The organism is Duganella aceris, assembly GCF_011090165.1.
In the GTDB taxonomy this organism is placed as follows: Bacteria; Pseudomonadota; Gammaproteobacteria; order Burkholderiales; family Burkholderiaceae_D; genus Rugamonas; species Rugamonas aceris.
Genome location: NZ_JAADJT010000004.1, coordinates 337,230 through 357,535, shown reverse-complemented (window position 1 = coordinate 357,535; position 20,306 = coordinate 337,230). Strand labels below are relative to the sequence as shown.

General features: G+C 66.5%; 18 protein-coding genes. 12 read left to right on the top strand and 6 right to left on the bottom strand.

Annotation, left to right across the window (positions count from 1 at the left end):
• The first annotated feature begins 130 nt into the window (after window positions 1-130).
• Window positions 131-1,270 carry an efflux RND transporter periplasmic adaptor subunit gene (locus GW587_RS11135; protein ID WP_166102382.1) on the top strand — a complete coding sequence of 380 codons (1,140 nt, stop codon included), beginning with the start codon at window positions 131-133 and terminating at the stop codon, window positions 1,268-1,270.
• Window positions 1,267-4,338, top strand: a complete 3,072-nt coding sequence (locus GW587_RS11130; protein WP_166102379.1) for an efflux RND transporter permease subunit — start codon at window positions 1,267-1,269, stop codon at window positions 4,336-4,338. Before GW587_RS11135 ends, GW587_RS11130 begins: the two co-directional genes overlap by 4 nt.
• Here the strand turns inward: GW587_RS11130 and GW587_RS11125 are convergent.
• Window positions 4,256-5,614 carry an ATP-binding protein gene (locus GW587_RS11125; protein ID WP_166102376.1) on the bottom strand — a complete coding sequence of 453 codons (1,359 nt, stop codon included), beginning with the start codon at window positions 5,612-5,614 and terminating at the stop codon, window positions 4,256-4,258. The two genes, GW587_RS11130 and GW587_RS11125, sit on opposite strands and share 83 nt — an antisense overlap.
• A gap of 153 nt (window positions 5,615-5,767) precedes the next feature.
• Here GW587_RS11125 and GW587_RS11120 point away from each other — a divergent pair, with 153 nt between their 5' ends.
• The 8 genes from GW587_RS11120 to GW587_RS11085 all read left to right on the top strand — a co-directional run bounded on the left by GW587_RS11120 (window position 5,768) and on the right by GW587_RS11085 (window position 13,717).
• On the top strand, window positions 5,768-6,583 hold the full coding sequence (locus GW587_RS11120) for an undecaprenyl-diphosphate phosphatase (RefSeq protein WP_166102374.1): 816 nt from the start codon (window positions 5,768-5,770) through the stop codon (window positions 6,581-6,583).
• Complete coding sequence (locus GW587_RS11115) at window positions 6,580-7,692, top strand: DegT/DnrJ/EryC1/StrS family aminotransferase (protein WP_166102371.1); 1,113 nt, start codon at window positions 6,580-6,582, stop codon at window positions 7,690-7,692. Before GW587_RS11120 ends, GW587_RS11115 begins: the two co-directional genes overlap by 4 nt.
• A 64-nt stretch (window positions 7,693-7,756) precedes the next feature.
• Window positions 7,757-8,050: a PepSY domain-containing protein gene (locus GW587_RS11110; RefSeq protein WP_166102368.1), complete on the top strand. Its 294-nt coding sequence runs from the start codon at window positions 7,757-7,759 to the stop codon at window positions 8,048-8,050.
• 21 nt (window positions 8,051-8,071) lie between these two features.
• A complete protein-coding gene (locus GW587_RS11105) occupies window positions 8,072-8,695 on the top strand; it encodes a response regulator transcription factor (RefSeq protein WP_267878061.1) in 624 nt (207 codons plus the stop codon).
• A gap of 69 nt (window positions 8,696-8,764) precedes the next feature.
• On the top strand, window positions 8,765-10,879 hold the full coding sequence (locus tag GW587_RS11100; protein ID WP_166102363.1) for a TonB-dependent siderophore receptor: 2,115 nt from the start codon (window positions 8,765-8,767) through the stop codon (window positions 10,877-10,879).
• 23 nt (window positions 10,880-10,902) lie between these two features.
• The gene (locus GW587_RS11095) at window positions 10,903-11,595 is read left to right on the top strand and encodes a hypothetical protein (RefSeq protein WP_166102772.1); all 693 of its coding nucleotides are present in this window, start codon (window positions 10,903-10,905) and stop codon (window positions 11,593-11,595) included.
• Window positions 11,592-12,665, top strand: coding sequence for a PstS family phosphate ABC transporter substrate-binding protein (locus GW587_RS11090; protein ID WP_166102360.1), 1,074 nt, complete (start codon window positions 11,592-11,594; stop codon window positions 12,663-12,665). The genes GW587_RS11095 and GW587_RS11090 overlap by 4 nt, the downstream gene beginning before the upstream one ends.
• Entirely contained in the window at window positions 12,665-13,717 is a 1,053-nt protein-coding gene (locus tag GW587_RS11085; protein WP_166102357.1) for a PstS family phosphate ABC transporter substrate-binding protein, read from the top strand. The genes GW587_RS11090 and GW587_RS11085 overlap by 1 nt, the downstream gene beginning before the upstream one ends.
• Before the next feature lie 9 nt (window positions 13,718-13,726).
• On the opposite strand, the gene GW587_RS11080 is transcribed toward GW587_RS11085, so the two are convergent.
• Together GW587_RS11080 and GW587_RS11075 are read right to left on the bottom strand one after the other, a co-directional pair.
• Complete coding sequence (locus GW587_RS11080) at window positions 13,727-14,389, bottom strand: response regulator (RefSeq protein WP_166102770.1); 663 nt, start codon at window positions 14,387-14,389, stop codon at window positions 13,727-13,729.
• Window positions 14,390-14,400: 11 nt separating this feature from the next.
• Window positions 14,401-15,399 (bottom strand): glycosyltransferase, encoded by a 999-nt coding sequence (locus tag GW587_RS11075; protein ID WP_166102355.1) that lies wholly within the window; start codon window positions 15,397-15,399, stop codon window positions 14,401-14,403.
• Between the two features lie 86 nt (window positions 15,400-15,485).
• Here GW587_RS11075 and GW587_RS11070 point away from each other — a divergent pair, with 86 nt between their 5' ends.
• On the top strand, window positions 15,486-15,920 hold the full coding sequence (locus GW587_RS11070) for an EamA family transporter (RefSeq protein WP_166102352.1): 435 nt from the start codon (window positions 15,486-15,488) through the stop codon (window positions 15,918-15,920).
• A 7-nt stretch (window positions 15,921-15,927) separates the two neighbouring features.
• Here the strand turns inward: GW587_RS11070 and GW587_RS11065 are convergent, their stop codons facing one another.
• Window positions 15,928-16,968 carry a bifunctional UDP-4-keto-pentose/UDP-xylose synthase gene (locus GW587_RS11065; RefSeq protein WP_166102350.1) on the bottom strand — a complete coding sequence of 347 codons (1,041 nt, stop codon included), beginning with the start codon at window positions 16,966-16,968 and terminating at the stop codon, window positions 15,928-15,930.
• A 192-nt stretch (window positions 16,969-17,160) separates the two neighbouring features.
• Here GW587_RS11065 and GW587_RS11060 point away from each other — a divergent pair, with 192 nt between their 5' ends.
• The gene (locus tag GW587_RS11060) at window positions 17,161-17,841 is read left to right on the top strand and encodes a Fe2+-dependent dioxygenase (RefSeq protein WP_166102349.1); all 681 of its coding nucleotides are present in this window, start codon (window positions 17,161-17,163) and stop codon (window positions 17,839-17,841) included.
• Here the strand turns inward: GW587_RS11060 and GW587_RS11055 are convergent.
• Window positions 17,838-19,499: a glycosyltransferase family 39 protein gene (locus tag GW587_RS11055; protein ID WP_166102346.1), complete on the bottom strand. Its 1,662-nt coding sequence runs from the start codon at window positions 19,497-19,499 to the stop codon at window positions 17,838-17,840. The genes GW587_RS11060 and GW587_RS11055 overlap by 4 nt on opposite strands.
• Before the next feature lie 198 nt (window positions 19,500-19,697).
• The gene (locus GW587_RS11050; protein WP_207393434.1) at window positions 19,698-20,066 is read right to left on the bottom strand and encodes a hypothetical protein; all 369 of its coding nucleotides are present in this window, start codon (window positions 20,064-20,066) and stop codon (window positions 19,698-19,700) included.
• Window positions 20,067-20,306: the final 240 nt, after the last annotated feature.

The window sequence follows — 20,306 nt, the reverse complement described above, 5'->3', positions numbered from 1 at the left end:
AGCCACCATTAACGCCGCGCGCGGCGAAATTTCAGTCCGCGTTTAATGCGGGGTTAATGCAAAGCCCGATAGCATCCGCTGCACATCAACGCTGTCCCGCCTTCCCATGCCTCCTCTGAAAAAAACAATATTGTTCCTGATCCCGCTGGCCTGCGCCGGCGCCGCTTTGGCGTTCAGCTTGCGCAGCGCGCCGGCCGACGCGCCCAAGCCGGCCAAGATCGCCCTGGTCAGCCTGACCGAGGCGCGGCGCCAGGATCTGCCGCTGGAACTGAGCGCGCAGGGTCACCTGGTCGCGCTCAACATCGTCGACGTGCGACCGCAGCTGACCGCCACCATCACCGCCATCCACTTCAAGGAGGGCGACGAGGTCAAGGCCGGCCAGCTGCTGTTCACGCTGGACGGCGCCGACGCCAACGCGGCGCTGCAACGGGCGAAGGCGCTGGCGGCCCAGACCCAGGCGCAGCTGGTCGACGCCAACCGCGATTTCGGCCGCGCCACCACGCTGGTCAAGTCCAACTTCATTACTTCCAGCGCGGCCGACACGGCATCCAGCAAGGTCGATGCGCTGAAGGCCCAACTCAAGGCGGCGCAGGCCGATATCGAAAGCGCGCGGCTGGCCGTAAGCCACACCCGCATCGTGGCGCCGTTCGACGCCACCAGCGGCGCGGTGGCGGTGCATCCGGGCAGCCTGGCCCAGACCAGCGCCACCGCGCCCCTGGTGACGCTGGCGCAATTCACGCCGATCGGCGTCGAGTTCAACTTGCCGCAGCAGGACTTGCAGGCGATCCTGCGCGCGCGCCAGGGCGGGCCGGTCAAGGTGTACATCGACGGGCCGGACGGCGCGCCCATCGCCGGGGAGCTCAGTTTCATCAACAACATCGTCAACAGCGACACCGGTACCATCGCGCTGAAGGCGACCGTGCCCAATCGGAACCGGACCTTGTGGCCGGGCGCCTACGCCCGCATCACCGTGCTGGCGGGGCTGGACAAGGACGCGGTGGTGCTGCCGCCGCAAGCGCTGCTGGAGGGGCCGCAAGGCCGCTTCGTCTACCTCGGCGCCGGCGGCAAGGCGACGCGGCAAGCGGTGACGCTGCTGCGCGTCCAGGGCGGCCAGGCGGTGGTCACCGGCATTGCCGGCGGCGCCAGCGTGGTGCTGGAAGGCGGCGCCAATCTGCGCGACGGCGATCCGATCCGCGTCGCTGCGCCGGCCAATGCGACCAGCACGGCCACCGCAAGCAGCGCCGCCAGGCCGGCCGGGGTGACGCCATGAACATCGCCGCCTTCTGCCTGCGCCGTCCGATCGCCACGCTGCTGGCCTGGCTGACCATCATCGTCGGCGGCGCCGCCTGCTGGCTGCAACTGCCGCTGGCCGCGCTGCCCAATTACGACACACCCACCATCCAGGTCACCGCCAAGCTGTCCGGCGCCAGCCCGGACACCATGTCGACCTCGGTGGCGACGCCGCTGGAAAAACAATTCACCGCCATCCCCGGCCTGCTGTCGACCACCTCCAGCAGCATCCAGGGCGAGACCCAGATCACGTTGGAATTCGACCCGAGCCGCAATATCGACGCCGCCGCCGGCGACGTCCAGGCCGCGCTGTACCGCGCCACCCGCACGCTGCCGACCGAAATGACGACGCCGCCGTCCTACCGCAAGGTCAACCCGGCCGACGCGCCGGTGCTGCTGATCGGCCTCGACTCGCCGTCGCTCAAGCTGACCGAGTTGAACGGCTACTCGGACAACCTGATCGTGCCCGCGCTGTCGACGTTGAGCGGCGTGGCGCAGGTAACGGTCAACGGTCAGAAGCGCTACTCGGTGCGCATCGAAGTCGATCCCGACCGCCTGGCCGCGCTGAACCTGACGCTGGACGAGGTCAGCGCGGCGCTGAAGGCCGCCAACTCCAACGCGCCGCTGGGCCAGTTCGACAGCAGCCGCCAGATGATGACGCTGAAGATGCCGCCCGGCCTGATGAAGGCGAACGACTTCGCCGCGCTGATCGTGGCCGCGCGCAACGGCCGCAACATCCGCCTGACCGACTTCGCCACCGTGCTCGACAGCATCGAGAACACCCAGAACACCAGCTCCATCAACGGCAAGGACGCGATCCTGCTGCAGGTGCAGCGGCAACCGGGCGCCAACACCGTCGCCACCATCGACGCCATCCGCGCCATGCTGCCGCGCCTGGCCAGCCAGATGCCCGGCTCGGTGCGCATCCAGCTGCTGAACGACCGCTCGACCTCGATCCGCAACGCCATCCACGACGTCAACCTGACCATGCTGCTGACCATCGCGCTGGTGGTGCTGGTGATCCTGCTGTTCCTGCGCCAGCTGGCGGCGACGCTGATCCCGGCGATCAGCCTGCCGGTGTCCTTGCTGGGCACCTTCGGCCTGATGTTCGCGCTCAATCTCAGCCTGGACAATATCTCGCTGATGGGTCTAACCATCGCGGTCGGGCTGGTGGTGGACGACGCCATCGTGGTGCTGGAAAACATCATGCGCTACATCGAAGAAGGCATGGCGCCGTACGACGCGGCGGTGCGCGGCGCCGGCGAGGTGGCGTTCACCGTGGTCTCGATCTCGGTGTCGCTGGTGGCGGTGTTCATCCCGATCTTCTTCATGCCGGGCACGATCGGCCTGCTGTTCCATGAATTCGCGGTGGTGGTGGCGCTGGCGATCGCGGTGTCGGCGGCCGCCTCGCTGACGCTGATCCCGGTGCTGGTGCCGAAGTTCATCAAGGTGGCGCAGCTGCACCGCCCCGCCCCGGCCTGGAGCCGCGCCTTCGAGGCCGGTTTCCAGCGCGTGCTGGACCTGTACGCGCGTGCGCTGGAGTGGGCGCTGGCGCGCCACACGCCGGTGCTGCTGGCGGCGCTGGCCACCTTCGGCCTGACCGCGTGGCTGTACACCAGCGCCCCCAAGGGCTTCTTTCCGCAGGAGGACACCGGCCAGATCTCAGCCAACGTCGAGGCGGCGCAGGACATGTCGTACGAAGGCCGGCTGGCGGTGCTGAAGCTGCTGCAACAGGCGATCATGGCCGACGCCAACGTCACCGACGTGGTGGCCAAGGTCGACCACGACACCACCTCGTTCTACATCACCCTGAAGGACGCGGCGCTGCGCCCGGCCATGCCGGCGGTGCTGGCCGGCCTGCGCAAGTCCACCGCCTTCCTGCCCAACATCCAGGTGTTCTACAGCCCGGTGCAGAACCTGAAGATCGGCGGACGCGGCTCGAAGAGCACCTACCAGTACACGCTGCAGTCGGTCAGCCCCGGCGACCTGAACCTGTGGTCGGCCAAGCTGATCGCCGAACTGAAAAAAGGCGACGTGCTGGTCGGCCTGAACAGCGACGCCCAGTACGACGGCCTCGACGCGCGCATCGAGGTCGACCGCGAGCAGGCCGCCACCATGGGCGTCGACATGGCCAGCGTGCGCAACACGCTGTACGCCGCCTACGGCACGCGCCAGGTCTCGACCATCTACGCGCCGGAGGACAGCTACCAGGTCATCATGGAGCTGGCCGACCAGTTCCGCCGCGACGAGGCCAGCCTGGCCAGGATCCAGGTGCGCAACGCCGCCGGCAACCTGGTGCCGTTCAGCGCCTTCAGCACCGTCAGCCGCGCGCGCGGCACGATGGCGGTCAACCACCAGGGCCAGCTGCCGGCGGTGACGATCTCGTTCGACCTGGCGGCCGGCAAGTCGATGTCCGACGCCACCGCCGCCATCGCCGACGCCCAGCAGCGCATCGGCCTGCCCTCCTCCATCTTCGGCGCCTACGCCGGCGCGGCGGCGCTGTTCCAGCAATCGCAGAACAGCCAACTGTGGCTGATCGCGATCGCCATCGCGGCGATCTACGTCATTCTCGGCATGCTGTACGAGAGCTGGATCCACCCGGTCACCATCCTGCTGGGGGTGCCGTCGGCGGCGGTCGGCGCGCTGCTGGCGCTACGGCTGGCGGGACTGGAATTGAGCTTCATCGCCATGATCGGGATTTTGCTGCTGGTCGGCGTGGTCAAGAAGAACGCCATCATGATCATCGACTTCGCGCTGGAGGCGCAGCGCGGCGGCCTGGCGCCGCAGGACGCGGTGCGTCAGGCCTGCCTGTTGCGCTTCCGCCCGATCATGATGACCACGTTGTGCGCCATCATGGGCGCGTTGCCGATCGCGCTCGGCCTCGGCGCCGGCGCCGAACTGCGCCAGCCGCTGGGCATCGCCATCGTCGGCGGCCTGCTGTTCTCGCAGCTGATCACGCTGTTCATCACGCCGGTGCTGTTTCTCTGGTTCGACCGGCTGGGGCGGCGTCCGGCGCGGCTTCCGGTGGAAACAGCACCGTCACACTGAGACCGCGTCCAGCCTCGGTGTCGGCCAGGCTGATCTCGGCGCGATGGTTGTCGGCGATGTTGCGCACGATCGACAAACCGAGGCCGCAACCCCAGGCCTGCTGGCCGTCGGGACGGAAAAAGCGGTCGAACAGGCGCGCCCGGTGCTGCGCCGCGACGCCGGGACCATTGTCGCTGACCCGCAGCAGCGGCCGGCCCTGCTCGTAGGCCGACTGCAGGTCGACCCGGCCGCCCTGCTGGGTGTAGCGCAGCGCGTTGTCGACCAGGTTATTCAGCAGCACCTGCAAGCCGTCGGGATCGGCCTGCACCATCACGTGCGCCGGCGCGTCGACGCCCAGATCGATGCCCCGGCTGTCGGCCAGCGCCGAATGGTCGGCCACCGCCGCCTCCAGCATCTGCCCCAGGTTGACCTGGTGCAGACGCTCCTGCGGCGGCGCGGCCTCGTGCCGGGCCAGGCTCAGCAACTGACGCACCAGATGGGTGCTGCGGTCCAGCCGCTCGTGCAGCTTGGCCACGGCGACCGCCCGGGCTTCATCGCTGCCGGCGCGCTCGACCAGCTGCAATTGCAGTTTCAGCGCGGTCAGCGGCGAGCGCAGCTCGTGGGCGGCGTCGGCGACAAAGGTGCGCTGCGCGGTCAGCGCCTCGTCGAACTTGCGCATCAAGCCGTTCAAGGCCAGCACCACCGGCCGCAGCTCGGGCGGCATGTCGTCGGCGACCAGAGGGGTCAACGTCTCCGCCGAGCGTCCGGCCACCGCCTGCGCCAGCCGGTCCAGCGGCTTCAGCGCGCGTCCCACCACGGCCACGATCAGCAGCGACAACACCGCCGCCAGCGCCAGCAGCGGCGCGCCGGCGCGCAGCGCCATGTGGGCCGCCAGCATGTCGCGCACCGACATCAGCTGCGCCACCTGGACATAGCGGCCGTGCCGGGTCTGGCCGTACAAGCGCCAGTGCTGGCCGTTCCAGGTGACGGTCCTGAAGCCGTTCAAGGGATAGCGCGGCAACTGCTGCGCGCCGGTCGACAGCGACATCGGCACCGGCAGGCCGGCGTCATCCCACGCCTGCAGCACGAATTCCTCTTCCGGGTCTTCGGCGGCGGGCAAGGCGGTGTCGGGGGCGAATTCGTCGGGCAACGCCACCGCGAGCTGGCGCAGCTGGAGATCGGCCACTTCGTTGGTTTCGTGGCGCAGCGAGCGGTACAGCGAATAGCCGGCCACCAGCACGCACAGCAGCGTGGCGCCTAGCAGGCCAAGCAACAATTGGCGGCGGATGGTCTTCATGGCGCTTGCATGCCCGTTGTCTGGTTGAAAATACCGTTATTTTACTCCGAGCCGCGAAATCGCCCTCGGCCGGCTTTAATGCTGACTTAACCCTGCCGTCGCTATGATCGTGACGCTTGTGCCCGGCCGTGGCGCGATCTTTCAGGGAGTCACATGGATATACCGCTGTTGCTAAGCTCGATCGTCATGGGTGTGGTCGAGGGAGTCACCGAATTCCTGCCGATCTCCAGTACCGGCCATCTGATCATCGCCGGCGAATTGCTCAATTTCCTCGACAAGGAAAAGCGCGACATTTATGAAATCTTCATCCAGCTTGGCGCGATGCTGGCCGTGGTCTGGGAATACCGCGCCAGGATAGGCGGGACCCTGGTCGGCGCCGCGCGCGGCGGCCCGCAACGGCGCCTGCTGCTGGGTTTGTCCGCCGCCTTCGTTCCCGCCGCGATACTGGGACTGCTGTTCGGCAAGGCCATCAAGACTTATCTGTTCGCCCCGGTCCCGGTGGCGATCGCCTTCATCGTCGGCGGGCTGGTGATCCTGTATGTCGAACGGCTGCAGCACACCGCGCGCGTGCACGACGTCGACAACATGTCGCTGCGCGACTCGGTCAAGGTCGGTTTGCTGCAGTGCCTGGCGCTGCTGCCGGGGACGTCGCGTTCCGGCGCCACCATCATCGGCGGACTGTTCGTCGGCCTGTCGCGCAAGACCGCGACCGAGTTCTCGTTCTTCCTCGGCATACCGACGCTGGGCGCGGCGTCGTTGTACAGCCTGTACAAGGTGCGCGCCACGCTCAGCATGGACGACGCCGGCATATTCGCGGTGGGTTTCATCGCCGCCTTCGTCAGCGCCTTCTTCGCCATCCGGGCGCTGATCCGCTTCATCACCAACCACACCTTCGCCGGCTTCGCCTGGTATCGCATCGGCTTCGGCCTGTTCATCCTGTATTATTTTTCCGGTAGCAGTCACTTATGATCAAATTCGCCCAACCTCAACTCGACGAAGACACCATCCAGGCCGTGGCCGGCGTGCTGCGTTCCAACTGGCTCGCCACCGGCCCGCATGTGACGGCGTTCGAGCAGGCCTTGTCGCACAGCTTCGGCGGCCGGCCGACGCGGGTCGTGACCTCGGCCACCGGCGCCATCGAGATCGCCTTGCAGGTGTGCGGCATCGGCGCCGGCGACGAGGTGATCACTTCGGCCCAGAGCTTCTTTTCGGCGATGAACATGATCGTCAAGGTCGGCGCCACGCCGGTGTTCGTCGATTGCGACCTGCACACGCGCGCCATCGACCTGGCGCAGGTCGAGGCGGCCATCACGCCGCGCACCAGGGCGATCATGCCGACCCACTTCCCCGGCGCGCTCGGCGACCTGGATGCGCTGTACGCGCTGGCCCGGCGCCACCGGTTGCGCGTGATCGAGGACGCCGCGCTGGTGCAGGGGTCGTACTGGAACGAGCGGCCGGTGGGCGGCTTCGGCGACATCGCCACCTTCAGCTTCCACCCGAACAAGAACATGACCTCGATCGAAGGCGGCGCCATCGTCGTCGCCAGCGAGGACGACGCCGCGCTGGTGGACCTGCTGCGCTTCCACGGCATCCGCCGCCTGCCGGACGACACCCGCGACGTCGCCGTCGCCGCCGGCAAATTCAATATGTCCGACGTATCGGCGATCATCGGGCTGCATCAGCTTCGGCAACTGCCGGCGTTTCTCGCACAGCGTGCGGCGCTGGCCGATCGCTATTTCCAGCAATTGCCGGCGCTGCCCGGCGTGGTGGCGCCGCCGCGCGGCGTGGCGCGCCAGAGCTGGAATATGTTCAACCTGCTGATCCCGTATGAGCGCTTCGGGCATACGCGCCAGAGCTTCCGCGCCGCCTTGCAGGACCGGGGCGTCGGCACCGGCATGTCGTATGAGGCCTGCCATCAGACCAGCGTCGGGCGCGGGTTCGGCTACACCGATGGCCAGTTCCCGCACGCCGAGCGCATCGCGCGCGAGACCGTGACCCTGCCGCTGCATGTCGCCATGACCAGCGCCGATGTCGACCTGGTGTGCGCGGCGGTGGCCGAGGTGCTGCCCGCTCAGTGAGCGCTAAGTGGGGCCGCTTATGCTGGGTTCCAGCGCAATCCCGCGTGAATTCAGGAGAACCACCATGTTTGAGAAACGCACATTGTATGCCGCCGAGAAAATGGATACGCAGGAAAACGATGCCCAGGCCGTGCTCAAGGCGCGGGTGTCTCTGATCCAGGCCGTCACCATGGCCGAGCAGACCGTCAACGGCAAAGCGGCGCGCGCCGAGTACGAGCAGGACCGCGGCGGCCAGCACTACGACGTGGAAGTCGTCAGCGGCGCCAAGGTGTACGACGTGCGCGTCGACGCCGCCAGCGGCAAGGTGCTGTCGTCGGTGGAGGACCGCGTCGACCAGCATGACAAGGACAACGACTAAGCACGGAGGCGGCCTCGCGCGTTGTTGGTTGAAGACGACACCATGATCGGCGCAGCCATGCTGGCCGCGCTGAAGGACGCCGGCTACGCCGCCGACTGGGTGCGCAACGGCGCCACGGCGGCCGACACGCTCGCCTGCCAGCATTACGACCTGGTGCTGCTCGATCTCGGCCTGCCGGGGCGCGACGGCATCGGCGTGCTGCGCGGCTTGCGCGCGGCCGGCAATCCGGCGTCGGTGCTGATCGTCACCGCGCGCGACACGCTCGACGAGCGCATCGAAGGTCTCGACGCCGGCGCCGACGACTACGTCGTCAAGCCTTTCCAGATGAGCGAACTGCTGGCGCGCATGCGCGCGGTGCTGCGGCGGCGCGGCGGCGACGGCGCTCCGGTGTTGAGCAACGGCGTGCTGACGCTCGATCCGGCGACGCGGGAGGCCTCGGCGCCGGACGTGCCGGCGGTCCAGCTGACCCAGCGCGAATTCGCGCTGCTGCAAGCGCTGTTGCTGCGGCCCGGCGCCATCCTGTCGCGCCCGGAGCTGGAGGAACGCATCTACGGCTGGGGCGAGGAAGTCGACAGCAACGCCGTCGAATTCCTGATCCACGCGCTGCGCAAGAAGCTCGGCGGCGCCACGCCGTCTTCTACGTAGCAACCGCAATTGATAATGCTTCTCATTTACGATATGATCCCGGTTTTCCGTCAATTGAAAGTATAGTTCATGCCCGCGACCCGACGCCCTCGCTTCTTCCACCTCTACTTCGCCCTGCCGCTGGCCTGTGTCCACGGCCATCTGCTCGCACAAAGCAACGACGACAGCGTGCTGGAGGCGGTCAAGGTCACCGCCGTGCGCGCCCAGGGCTTCACGCCGAATTCGGTCGCGGCGGGCAGCTTCCGTGGCTCGGACGTGATGGATGTGCCGTCGACGGTCAACGTCATCACGCGCGAAGTGCTGGAGCTGCAGGCGGCGGCGGGCCTATACGACGCGGTGCGCAACACCGCCGGCGTGACGCGCCAGCAGAACGGCGGCGACACCTGGGACCAGCTGGTCATCCGCGGCATCGCGGTCGAGAACCGCACCAACTATCGCCTCAACGGCTCGGTGCCGATCATGAACTTCTCGCAGGTACCGATGGAGAACAAGGAACGGGTCGAGGTGCTCAAAGGCGCGTCGGCGCTGTACTACGGCTTCACCTCGCCGGCCGGCGTGGTCAACTTCGTCACCAAGCGCGCCGGCGCCACCCCGGTCACCAGCGCCGGCCTGACGCTGGACGACAAGGGCACGGCGGTGGCCAACGTCGATATCGGCCGCCGCTTCGGCGAGCAGCAGGAAGTCGGCGTGCGGGTCAACGCCGCCGGCGGCTCGCTCGGCAGCTTCCTCGACCATGTCGACGACGGCAACCGCGCCTTCGCCTCGGCCGCGCTGGATTGGCGCGTCAACAACCGCCTGCTGCTGAAGGCCGACCTGGAATACGATCACCGCAAAGTCACCGAGGAGGCGGGCATCGCGCTGCCGGCCGCCGTCAACGGCGTGATTCCGCTGCCACGCCCGGTCGATCCTTCCAGCCTGGTCGGACCGGACAGCGCCAGGTTCGAAGCCACCAGCAAGAGCGTCTCGGTGCGCGCCGATTACGCGCTGGCCGAAGGCTGGGCGCTGACGCTGGAAGGCGGCCACTCCGAAGTGGCGCGCGACCGCAACCTGGCGATTTTCCGCTTCACCAATTCGGCGGCGGTGGCCACCGGCGCCGGCCGCATCGCCGGCAATTCGCAGCACCACGTGGTGGGTTCCGACATGGTGCGCGCGGAGCTGTTCGGCACCGCCGTGACCGGCCCGGTCAAGCACGAGATCACCGTCGGCGTCAGCCGCACCGACAAGACGCAGGATCCCATCTACCAGAGCAACTACGCCGTGGCGTCGCAGAACCTGTACAACCCGACGCAGATCACCAGCATCACCTACAGCCCGCTGCCGACCACGCCGACCACGCCGGCGCTGGACACCCGCGACACCGGCGTCTACGCGCTGGACCGCATCGAGTTTTCGCCGCAGTGGCAGGTGATCGGCGGCGCGCGCAAGGTCAATTACAAGAGCGACCAGGGCGTCAACCACTACACCGCCGACAAGACCACGCCGATGGCGGCGGTGATCTACAAGCCGCGCGCCGACCTGTCGTTCTACGCCTCGGCGGCGCAGGGGCTGGAGGAAGGCGAGCCGGCGCCGACCGGCACCGTCAACCAGAACGAGCGCATGGCGCCGGGCGTCAGCAAGCAGAAGGAACTGGGCATGCGCTGGCGCGCGCCGGGCGGCACGCTGCTGTCGACCGCGCTGTTCGACATCAACCGTCCCGGCTACTACACCAACGCCGCCAACCGCTTCGTCGCCGACGGCGAGCAGCACTATCGCGGCATCGAGCTGGCGACGCAGGGCCAGCTGACGCGCCAGCTGGCGTGGCAGACCTCGGCCCAGCTGCTGCGGCCTGAGTTCCGCAACATCAACGCGACCTACAACGGCAGACTGCCGGAGAACGCGTCCAAGCAGACCGCCAGCGCCTTCCTGTCGTATGCGTTCGATGAATATGTGCCGGGGCTGTCGCTCAACAGCGGTGCTTATTACACCGGCCGTCGTCCGGTCAACGATCTGGATCAGGCGTTTCTGGGCGGTGTGACGCTGTTCACCGTCGGCGGCCGCTACATCAACCAGACCATGGGCAAGCGCACCACCTGGCAGATCAACGTGGAAAACCTCGGCGACAAGGAATACTGGGCCGGCTCGGGCGGACGCCTCGCCGCCGGTGCGCCGCGCACCATCAAGCTGACCATGAAGGTGGAGCTGTGAGCGCGCGTCCGCAACGCCGGCTGATGCTGCTGGCCGGGTTGGCGCTGGCTTGCCTGACCACGCTGGCGCCGCCGGCGCAGGCGGCCGGCAAGAAGGTGATGCTGGTGGTGCGGGTCGAGGGCAAGAGCCTGCCGTTCGACGAGAAGATCAAGGCGCATCTGGAGTCGCGCGGTTTCGCGGTGACGCTGCAAAGCCAGTACAAGCCGGTCGAGGAAAGCGCCGGCGCTGATCTGGTGATCCTGTCGTCGACCATCCGCAGCCACGATCTGCTCGGCGCCTACCGCGACATCAAGGCGCCGCTGCTGACCTGGGAACAGGATTTGCTCGACGACCTGTCGATGAGCGGCAAGCGCGCCGGAGTCGATTACGGCACCGTCGAGAAGGTGCGCTATCTGTGGCTGGTGAACGCGCCGCATCCGCTGGCGGCGGGCTTGCCGGCCGGCGTGGTGGACGCGTATGAAAAACAGGCCACCATGAGCTGGGGCAAGCCGGGACTCGGCGCGACCACCATCGCGACGATCTACGGCGAGCCGGAAAAGGCGGCCATCTTCGGCTACGAGCAAGGCGCGACCATGGACTACGAGGCGCTGGCGCCGGCGCGGCGGGTGATGTTCTTCCTCGATAACGAGACCTTCGGCAACCTGTCGCCGGCCGGCCGCAAGCTGTTCGACGCGGCGGTCGACTGGGCGCTGGCCGCGCCGCAGGCGGCCCGATGATGCGCGCCCGGTCCACCAACGCCTCGCCGCCGCGCGCTGTCGGCGCGGCGCAGCTGCCGCCGCTGCTGCTACCCCTGCTGCTGTGCTGCGCGGCCGGCCATGCGGCGGATGGCGTGCGGCCGCTCGACCCGGCGCTGACCGCCTACCGGCCGCAGGCCGTGGCCGTGGCGGCCGACGCGTCCTACCTGGCGCCGGACGGCGCGGTCAAGATCAACGGCGCCGAACACGTGCAATACATCGTCGAGCGCTTCAACGCCCAGTTCAGCGCCACGCATCCCGGCGTGCGCTTCGTCGTCGACGGCAAGGGCACCACCAGCGCCGTGCCGCTGCTCATGCACGGCAAGACGCTGTTCGGCGCGATGGGCCGCGCGATCAATCCGATCGAAGCGGTCCCGTACCGCAAAATCGTCGGCCGCGACGCGCTGGAAATCCGCGTCGCCCGCACGGCGGACGACACCAGCGGCCACCTGGCGACCTCGCTGGCGGTCTACGTCAACCGCGCCAATCCTCTGACGCAGGCCAGCGCCGCCGATGTCGCCCGCATGCTCTCGATCGGCAATCCGGGCGGCGACTATTCGACCTGGGGCCAGCTCGGCCTCAAAGGCGATTGGGCGCAACGCAGTATCCATCCCTACGGCACGCCGGAATACACCGGCTTCGGCGACTATCTGCAACAGGAGCATCTGAACAAACGCACCCTGGCGCCGCTGCACGAACAGGCATCCAACACCGAGGCGATCCTGCAACGGATCGGCGCCGACCCGGCCGGCATGGGCGTGGCGGCGATCGGCATGGAGAACCCACAGGTGCGGCAACTGGCGATCGTCGGCGCCGACGGCCGGGTCACCACCGGCACCGCCGCCGAGGTTTCGGACGGCAGCTATCCCTACGCGCGCTGGCTGTACTTCTATGTGCGCCGCCTGCCGGGCCAGCCGGTCGATCCGCTGGTGCGCGAATACCTGCGCCTGGTGCTGTCGCGCGACGGCCAAGCCATCATCGCCTCGCAGCCGAAAGGCTACATTCCCTTGACCGCCACGCAAGCCGCCGCCGAGCTGGCGAAACTCGACTGATGCCCACCATGCCAACCTTCTCTTTACGCCTCGTCGCCGCGCTGCCTCTGGCCTTGTGGGCCGGCGCCGCAGCCGCCGCCGACACCCTGCCCGCGCCTTACCAACCGTTGCCGGTCGCGGTGGCGCCCGACCAGCCCTATGTGCTGCGCGACGGCAGCGTCGCCATCGTCGGCAACGACGGCCTCGAGGACGTCATCAAGCAATTCAACGCGCTGTTCGTCAAGACCCATCCGGGCGTGCGATTCAGCCTGCGCATGGAGGGCTCGTCGGCCGGCATGCCCGCGCTGACCGCCGGCGCCACCGCGTTCGCGCCGCTGACGCGCGACATGTGGCCCGGCGACCGCAGCGCCTTCCGCCAGGTGCACGGCTACGACGCCACGGCGATCCGCATCGGCTACAACGGCCACGGCCCGCGCCCGCCGTCCAAGACGCCGCCGGCGGTGTACGTCCACGCCGCCAACCCGCTTCCCGGCCTGAGCCTCGAGCAGCTGGGCCGGGTGTTCACCGCCGGCGCGCCGCGCGGCGACATCAACCTGTGGTCGCAACTGGGTCTGGAAGGAGATTATGCGCAGCGCCGCATCCACGCCTACGGCTTGCGCGACGACGGCGGCTTCGCCACCGGCATCCGCATCGCGCGCCTGGGCGGCCGGCCGTTCGCCATCAAGTACGAGGCGTTGCGCGACCGCGAGGCGGTGATCAAGGCGGTCGCCGCCGACCCGTACGGCATCGCGCTGCTGGGATGGATCGATGCGGCCAGGACCTCGGCCGCCGTGCGGGTGCTGCCGCTTGCCGCCGCCGACGACGGCGCGTTCCACGGCCCGTCCTACGACGAGGTGCGGCGCGGCGAGTATCCGTTGTCGGCCGCCGTGCAGTTCTACGTCAACCGCGCGCCGGGCAAGCCGCTCGATCCGCTGGTGCGCGAATATCTGCGACTGGCATTGTCGGCCGAAGGCCAGGCGATCCTGGAACGGCAGCGCGACACGGAAGAAGGCTATGTGCCGCTCGACGCCAAGGCGTTGCAAGCGGAGCTGAAGAAGCTGGAAGGTCTGTGACAGGCCGCGCTACGGCGCCGCCGGAATCTTGTAGCCGACGCCGCGCACGTTCTTGATGAAGTCGGCGCCGAATTTCTTGCGCAGGTGGTGGACGTAGACGTCGACGGTGTTGCTCTCCACCTCGGTATTCCAGCCGTACAGCTTTTCCTCCAGCTGGCTTTTGGAGACCACGCTGCCCGGATTGTCGAGCAAGGCGCGCAGCACGGAGAACTCGCGGGCCGACAGCTTGACCGCCTCGCCGCCGAAGGTCACTTCATGACTGGCCAGATCCAGCCGCAGTCCGCCATGCTCGATGACGGAACGGGTGCGGCTGACGCGGCGCCGCAACAGCGCGCGGATGCGCGCCAGCAGCTCGTCCAGGTCGAACGGCTTGACCAGGTAGTCGTCGGCGCCGGCGTCCAGACCTTCGACCCGGGCCGGCGTGCCGTCGCGGGCGGTGATGATCAGCACCGGCAGATCGGCGCCGCGCGTGCGCGCGGTGCGCAGCACGTCCATGCCCTGCTTGCCGGGCAAGCCGAGATCGAGCAGCATCAGATCGTAGTCGACGCCGCCCAGCGCCAGTTCCGCGTCGCGGCCGTCGCGCACCCAGTCGACGGCGTAGTTCTCGCCGCGCAGGCCATCCTCGATACTTTCCCCGATCATCGGATCGTCTTCCACCAACAGCAAGCGCACCGTAATACCCGTCATTTCGTTGGAAACACCGTCATATTACCGCGTAGCGAGACAACAGGCTCGGCTTCCTGTTGCAGGATGGTCTGGACCACATAGCGGGGACGCGCGCGCACTTGCTGGAAAATGCGCCCGACATACTCGCCCAGCAGGCCGATGCCGAACAAAATCACCCCCATGAAGAAGAAGGCGATGGCGAACAGCGTGAACACGCCCTCCGCCTCCGCGCCCATGAACAAGCGGCGCACCACCAGCACCAGCACCAGCGTCGCCGAGGCGAACGACATCAGCATGCCGAGCATGGAGAACATTTGCAACGGCACCAGCGAAAAGCCGGTGACCAGGTCGAAGTTCAGGCGGATCAGGCTGTACAGCGAGTATTTCGATTCTCCGGCCGAACGCTCCTCGTGCTCGACCACGATCTCGGTCGGGTTGCGCGCGAAGCGGTAGGCCAGCGCCGGCACGAAGGTGTTGACCTCGGCGCACTGGTTCATCAGGTCGACCACGTTGCGGCCGTAGGCGCGCAGCATATTGCCCTGGTCGGTGATCTTGATGTTGGTGATCTTCTCGCGCAGCCGGTTCATCGCCTTGGAGGCGTAGGTGCGCCACACCGAATCCTTGCGCTTGCGGCGGATCGAGCCGACGTAGTCGTGGCCTTCGCGGATCTTGGCGACCAGGTTGCCGATTTCCTCCGGCGGATTCTGCAGGTCGGCGTCGAGCGTGATCATGATCTGGCCGCGCGACGCTTCGAAGCCGGCCAGGATCGCCATGTGCTGGCCGTAGTTGCCGTTGAACAGCACCACCCGGGTGACGTCGGGACGGGCGCGGAATTGCTCGGCCAGGATGGCCACCGACTGGTCGCGGCTGCCGTCGTTGACGAACACGATCTCATAGCTGGTCCCGAGCTTGTCCAGCGCCGGATACAGGCGTGCAAAAAGTGTCGCCAGGCCATCTTGCTCGTTATACACTGGGATAACGACGGACACTTCAGGAAAATGCGGCTCTCGGTTCATATGGGTCCTGTTCTTGACGCGCTCACGGCCATCATAAATAGTGGCGAATTAACGCCGCATTAAAACCACCACGTAGAGGAGACAACATGACGGTATCGAACGGCTGGTTTTACTGGGCAATGCTGTCGGCCATCTTTGCCGCGCTGACCGCGATCTTTGCCAAGATCGGCATTCAGGGCGTCGACTCCGATCTCGCCACGCTGATCCGCACCGCCATCATCATGGTGGTGCTGGCGGCCTTCATCGCCTATGCGGGCAAGTGGAGCTCGCCGTGGCAACTGTCGCCCAAGACCTGGCTGTTTCTGGTGCTGTCCGGCCTGGCGACGGGTGCGTCGTGGGTCTGCTACTTCCGCGCCCTGAAACTGGGGCCGGCGTCCCAGGTCGCGCCGGTCGACAAATTCAGCCTGGTCCTGGTGGCTGTGTTCGCGTTCGCCTTCCTCGGCGAACGTCCATCGCTGCGCGACTGGGCCGGCATCGCCATGGTTGGTGGCGGTGTGCTGGTGCTCGCGCTGAAGCGTTGAAGCCGGCTTAGTCCATCAGGGCCTGGGCTTCGGCCACCTGGCCGCGATAGGCGTCGAAGATTTTCTTCAGCGCGTCGGCCATGGTGGTGGTCGGCGCCCAGTCCAGTTCTTCGCAGGTGTTGGTGATTTTCGGAACGCGGTTCTGCACGTCCTGATAGCCGGCGCCGTAGTAGGCGCCCGAGGTCGTTTCGACGATCTTGACCTGCTTGGCGCCGGTCGAATACTCGGGGTACTTGCCGGCCAGCTCCAGCATCATGCCGGCCAGTTCGCGGATCGAGTAGTTGTTGACCGGATTGCCAATGTTGTAGATCTTACCACTGGCGGCGCCGTCCTTGTTGGCGATGATCTTCATCAGCGCGTCGATGCCGTCGTCGATGTCGGTGAAGGCGCGCTTCTGCGAGCCGCCGTCGACCAGCGAGATGTTCTCGCCGCGCACGATATGGCCGAAGAACTGGGTCACCACGCGCGACGAACCTTCCTTCGGCGTGTGGATCGAATCGAGGCCGGCGCCGATCCAGTTGAATGGACGGAACAGCGTGAAGTTCAGGCCTTCCATGCCGTAGCCCCAGATCACGCGGTCCATCAGCTGCTTGGCGTTGGAGTAGATCCAGCGCGGCTTGTTGATCGGGCCGCAGATCAGTTCCGAGTTCTCCGGATCGAATTCCTCGTCGTGGCACATGCCGTACACTTCCGAGGTCGACGGGAACACCAGATGCTTGCCATACTTGGCGGCGGAGCGGACGATCGGCAGGTTGGCCTCGAAGTCCAGCTCGAACACGCGCAGCGGCGCCTTGACGTAGGTCGACGGGGTGGCGATCGCCACCAGCGGCAGGATCACGTCGCATTTCTTGACGTGGTACTCGACCCACTCCTTGTTGATGGTGATGTCGCCTTCGAAGAAGTGCATGCGCGGATGGTCGAGCATGTCCGAAATACGGTCGGTGCTCATGTCCATGCCATAGACGTGCCAGTCGGTGGTCTCCAGGATGCGTTTGGATAAGTGGTGGCCAATGAAGCCGTTAACGCCAAGGATGAGTACTTTTTTCAAGGTTGCACCGATAAATTGATCTTAAGAAGACCGGATTGTGCATGCTGGATCATTAACCGAGCATTAAAATTACCTATCCGTAAGGCGCCAGATTACCAATCCGTAAGGAAGCGGACAATTTGCCTCATCGCCAGGCTGATCGGCTTCGATTAAGCTTGCCGCACCCCATCGCTCAACCGGAGTAAAGCCACCATGATGTTGCACATTCCCGACGTCCTGACCGCCGAACAGGTCGCCACGATCCGCACCCGGCTGGCCGAAGCCGACTGGGTCGACGGCCGCGCCACCGTCGGCAGCCAGGGCGCCCAGGTCAAGCAAAACCGCCAATTGCCGGAGAATTCGCCGCTGGCGCGCGAGCTGGGCCAGATCGTGCTCGACGCACTGGCCAACAATCCGCTGTTTTTCTCGGCGGCGCTGCCGAAGCGCACCTGCCCGCCGCTGTTCAACAGCTACGCCGGCGGCGAACATTACGGCAATCACATCGACGGTTCGATGCGGCGCATCCCCACCGGCAATGAGTGGCTGCGCACCGACGTCTCCAGCACGCTGTTTCTCAGCGCGCCGGAGGAATACGACGGCGGGGAATTGATCGTGGAGGACGCCTACGGCGTGCATGAAGTCAAACTGCCGGCGGGCGACTTGATCCTGTACCCGTCGACCAGCGTGCACCGGGTCGAGCCGGTGACGCGCGGCGCGCGGGTCTGCTCATTCTTCTGGACCCAGAGCATGGTGCGCGACGACGCCCGCCGCGCGCTGCTGCTGGAGCTGGACCGCAACATCCAGTCGCTGCGCGGCCGCCTCGGCGACTGCGCGGAAATGGTCGGCCTCACCGGGCATTACCACAACCTGCTGCGGCAGTGGGCTGACGTCTAAGGCGCGGTGCCCGAGACCAGCACCAGGTCGTCGGTACGGGCGCGTATCGACATCGGCAAGCCCTGTTGCTGCAAGCGGCCGAACAGGCCGGCGTTGACGATGGCGTATTGCGGCTTGCCGCCGGCGGCGTCCTGGCGCCAGCGCGCGTAGAACTGCTCCAGCGTGGCGATGCCGCGTTGCGGCTCCTGTTGCAGGCCGAACTCCAGTTCATCCGTGTACTGCACCGGAATCACCGTGTGGCCCATGTAGAACGTCATCGACTGCTGATAGGTGCCGACCGAATAGATGGTGGCCGCCTCGGTCAGCTCGCCGCGGATCGCCTGTACCAGATCGGTGCCGGCGCGGAAGCGGCCATAGGGTTCGTAGGCGGCCATGGTGAATTGCGTCAGCAGCCAGCCGCCGAGGGCGGCCGCCAGCACCATCGTGCCGCGCAGGCCGCGCCGCTCGGCGAACCAGGCCGCGACGCCGGCCAGCAGCGCCGCCAGGAAGGCCAGGCTCAGCATCGGCTGCATGCTGACGTAGATGGCGAGATTGGTCGGGGTCTGCGCCAGCTTGCCGGTGTAGGGCGTGAACGCGAGGCCGATGGCGCCGACCACGGCCAGCAGCGCGGCCAGCGACAGCGCGGTGGCGCGCGAGGCCCGCTCCAGGTACACGCCCGCCAGCAGCGCCAGCGCCGGGAATACCGGCAGCATGTAGCCGGGCAGCTTGGACTTGGAAATACTGAAGAAGAACAGGATGAAGCCTATCCAGGCCAGCAGCAGGCGGGTGGTCTGGAAGCGTCCTTCCATCCGCTTGCGCGCCAGCGCCAGGCTGGCCGGCAGCGCGACGATCCATGGCAGCGTCGCCGGCAGCAGCAGCACCAGGAAGTAGTACCACGGTCCTTCGCGGTGGTGAGTCTTCAGGAAGAATCGGTCCCAGTGTTCGTGGATGAAGAAGAACTGCGGCTGCTCCGGGTTGCGCTGCGCGACCAGCAGGAACCACGGCAGCGACATCAAAAGGAACAGCGCCAGGCCGGAAAACGGATGCAGCCGGCGCCAGATGCCACGGTCGCCGCTGGTCAGCGCGTAGATGAACAGCACCCCGCCCGGCAGCACGATGCCGATCAGGCCCTTGGCCAGCAGCGACAGCGCCATACCGGCCCAGCACAGCAGCATCCAGCGGTGGCGCTGCGCGGTGTCGACGTCGTCCTGCTGCGCGATCAGCAGCGCGCACAACGCCAGCGACATGGTGGCGGCCACGCCCAGGTCGAGCGAATTGAATTGCGAGGCGGCGGCCCAGAAGGTCATCGAGGCCAGTACCATCGCGGCGTACAGGCCGGAGCGGCCGCCGAAAATGCGCTGCCCGGTGTAGCCGACCATCAGCACGCCGAAGATGCCGCACACGCCGTTCCACAGGCGCGCCTGCCATTCGCCCGGGCCGAACAGCGTGAACGACAAGGCGCTCATCCAGGTGTGCAGCGGCGGCTTTTCGAAGTATTTGATGCCGTTCAGGCGCGTCGTGACCCAGTCGCCGGTGACGAACATCTCGCGCGCCATCTCCGCATAACGGCCTTCGTCCGGCGGTATCAGCGTGCGGATATCCAGCACGAGCAGCGAGAGCAGGATGAAGCAGGCGGCCAGCAAATACAGCGCCGCCTTGGAGCGGAAGAAATCGGACATGGGAGTGCGGGGATCATGGATAAGTGCCCGAAGTCTATTTCACCGAGAATTAACCGAGCATTAAGCAATCCGCCTCAAACAAAAAAGGTTCATCGCGGATCGGCGGGGATGTGCTTACGGCGCGGCCGGCGTCGATTGGCCTTGCTGGTCCGCATCGCCTGCCATCAGGCGCGCGATCGCGGCTTTGCGCGCCGAGCGTCAGACATCGGCAAGCAGCCATTCAGTGCTTCCCGGCAGGCGCAGCCACACGGCTATCCACGCGTTGCGGTTGCCGCTACCGAACAGATTGGCAAAGCACGACGGCGAGATGGCGTGCTCGCCGTATTTGATTTCCGCGCCCGCCACCTCGGCGAAGTACTGCTTGCGATCGAAGCTCGCGCGCAGCCTTGTCCCTTCGGGAAGAAACACTTCCTTCCATTGATAGCCGGATTCGGACGGCGCCACCGCTTGCTCCTGCGCGGCCGGGGCCGGATTCATATAGTTGCGGAGCGCTTCGCAGACGAAGGGCTCCATGCTGAACGTATCATTCCAATGCAGGCCGGTGAATTTCCCGAACTCCACCAGCAAATTATCTGGAAGCGCGAATGGGGAAAGCGAAAGGAAGGTCAGTACACACGGTGGGGGCTCCTGAAAATCGGTTTTTACTAGGCGCTGATAACCATTGCGAAGCTTTACTACCGCCAGCTACCACTTACTAAAAGCTCTACAGCCTATAAACGTTAGAGCCTGATATCGCCGTTTAGTTCCCCAATTAGTGGCCACTCTGATGAAATATCGGCGGTTATCTCAAGGCAGCATGAAATCGTA

What these genes read in the sequence shown, in the direction of transcription:
- GW587_RS11130 (WP_166102379.1), top strand. Translation starts at nt 1,267, where the DNA reads ATGAACATCGCCGCCTTCTGCCTGCGCCGTCCGATCGCCACGCTGCTG.
- GW587_RS11125 (WP_166102376.1), bottom strand. Translation starts at nt 5,614, where the DNA reads ATGAAGACCATCCGCCGCCAATTGTTGCTTGGCCTGCTAGGCGCCACG.
- GW587_RS11120 (WP_166102374.1), top strand. Translation starts at nt 5,768, where the DNA reads ATGGATATACCGCTGTTGCTAAGCTCGATCGTCATGGGTGTGGTCGAG.
- GW587_RS11115 (WP_166102371.1), top strand. Translation starts at nt 6,580, where the DNA reads ATGATCAAATTCGCCCAACCTCAACTCGACGAAGACACCATCCAGGCC.
- GW587_RS11110 (WP_166102368.1), top strand. Translation starts at nt 7,757, where the DNA reads ATGTTTGAGAAACGCACATTGTATGCCGCCGAGAAAATGGATACGCAG.
- GW587_RS11100 (WP_166102363.1), top strand. Translation starts at nt 8,765, where the DNA reads ATGCCCGCGACCCGACGCCCTCGCTTCTTCCACCTCTACTTCGCCCTG.
- GW587_RS11095 (WP_166102772.1), top strand. Translation starts at nt 10,903, where the DNA reads ATGCTGCTGGCCGGGTTGGCGCTGGCTTGCCTGACCACGCTGGCGCCG.
- GW587_RS11090 (WP_166102360.1), top strand. Translation starts at nt 11,592, where the DNA reads ATGATGCGCGCCCGGTCCACCAACGCCTCGCCGCCGCGCGCTGTCGGC.
- GW587_RS11085 (WP_166102357.1), top strand. Translation starts at nt 12,665, where the DNA reads ATGCCCACCATGCCAACCTTCTCTTTACGCCTCGTCGCCGCGCTGCCT.
- GW587_RS11075 (WP_166102355.1), bottom strand. Translation starts at nt 15,399, where the DNA reads ATGAACCGAGAGCCGCATTTTCCTGAAGTGTCCGTCGTTATCCCAGTG.
- GW587_RS11070 (WP_166102352.1), top strand. Translation starts at nt 15,486, where the DNA reads ATGACGGTATCGAACGGCTGGTTTTACTGGGCAATGCTGTCGGCCATC.
- GW587_RS11060 (WP_166102349.1), top strand. Translation starts at nt 17,161, where the DNA reads ATGATGTTGCACATTCCCGACGTCCTGACCGCCGAACAGGTCGCCACG.
- GW587_RS11055 (WP_166102346.1), bottom strand. Translation starts at nt 19,499, where the DNA reads ATGTCCGATTTCTTCCGCTCCAAGGCGGCGCTGTATTTGCTGGCCGCC.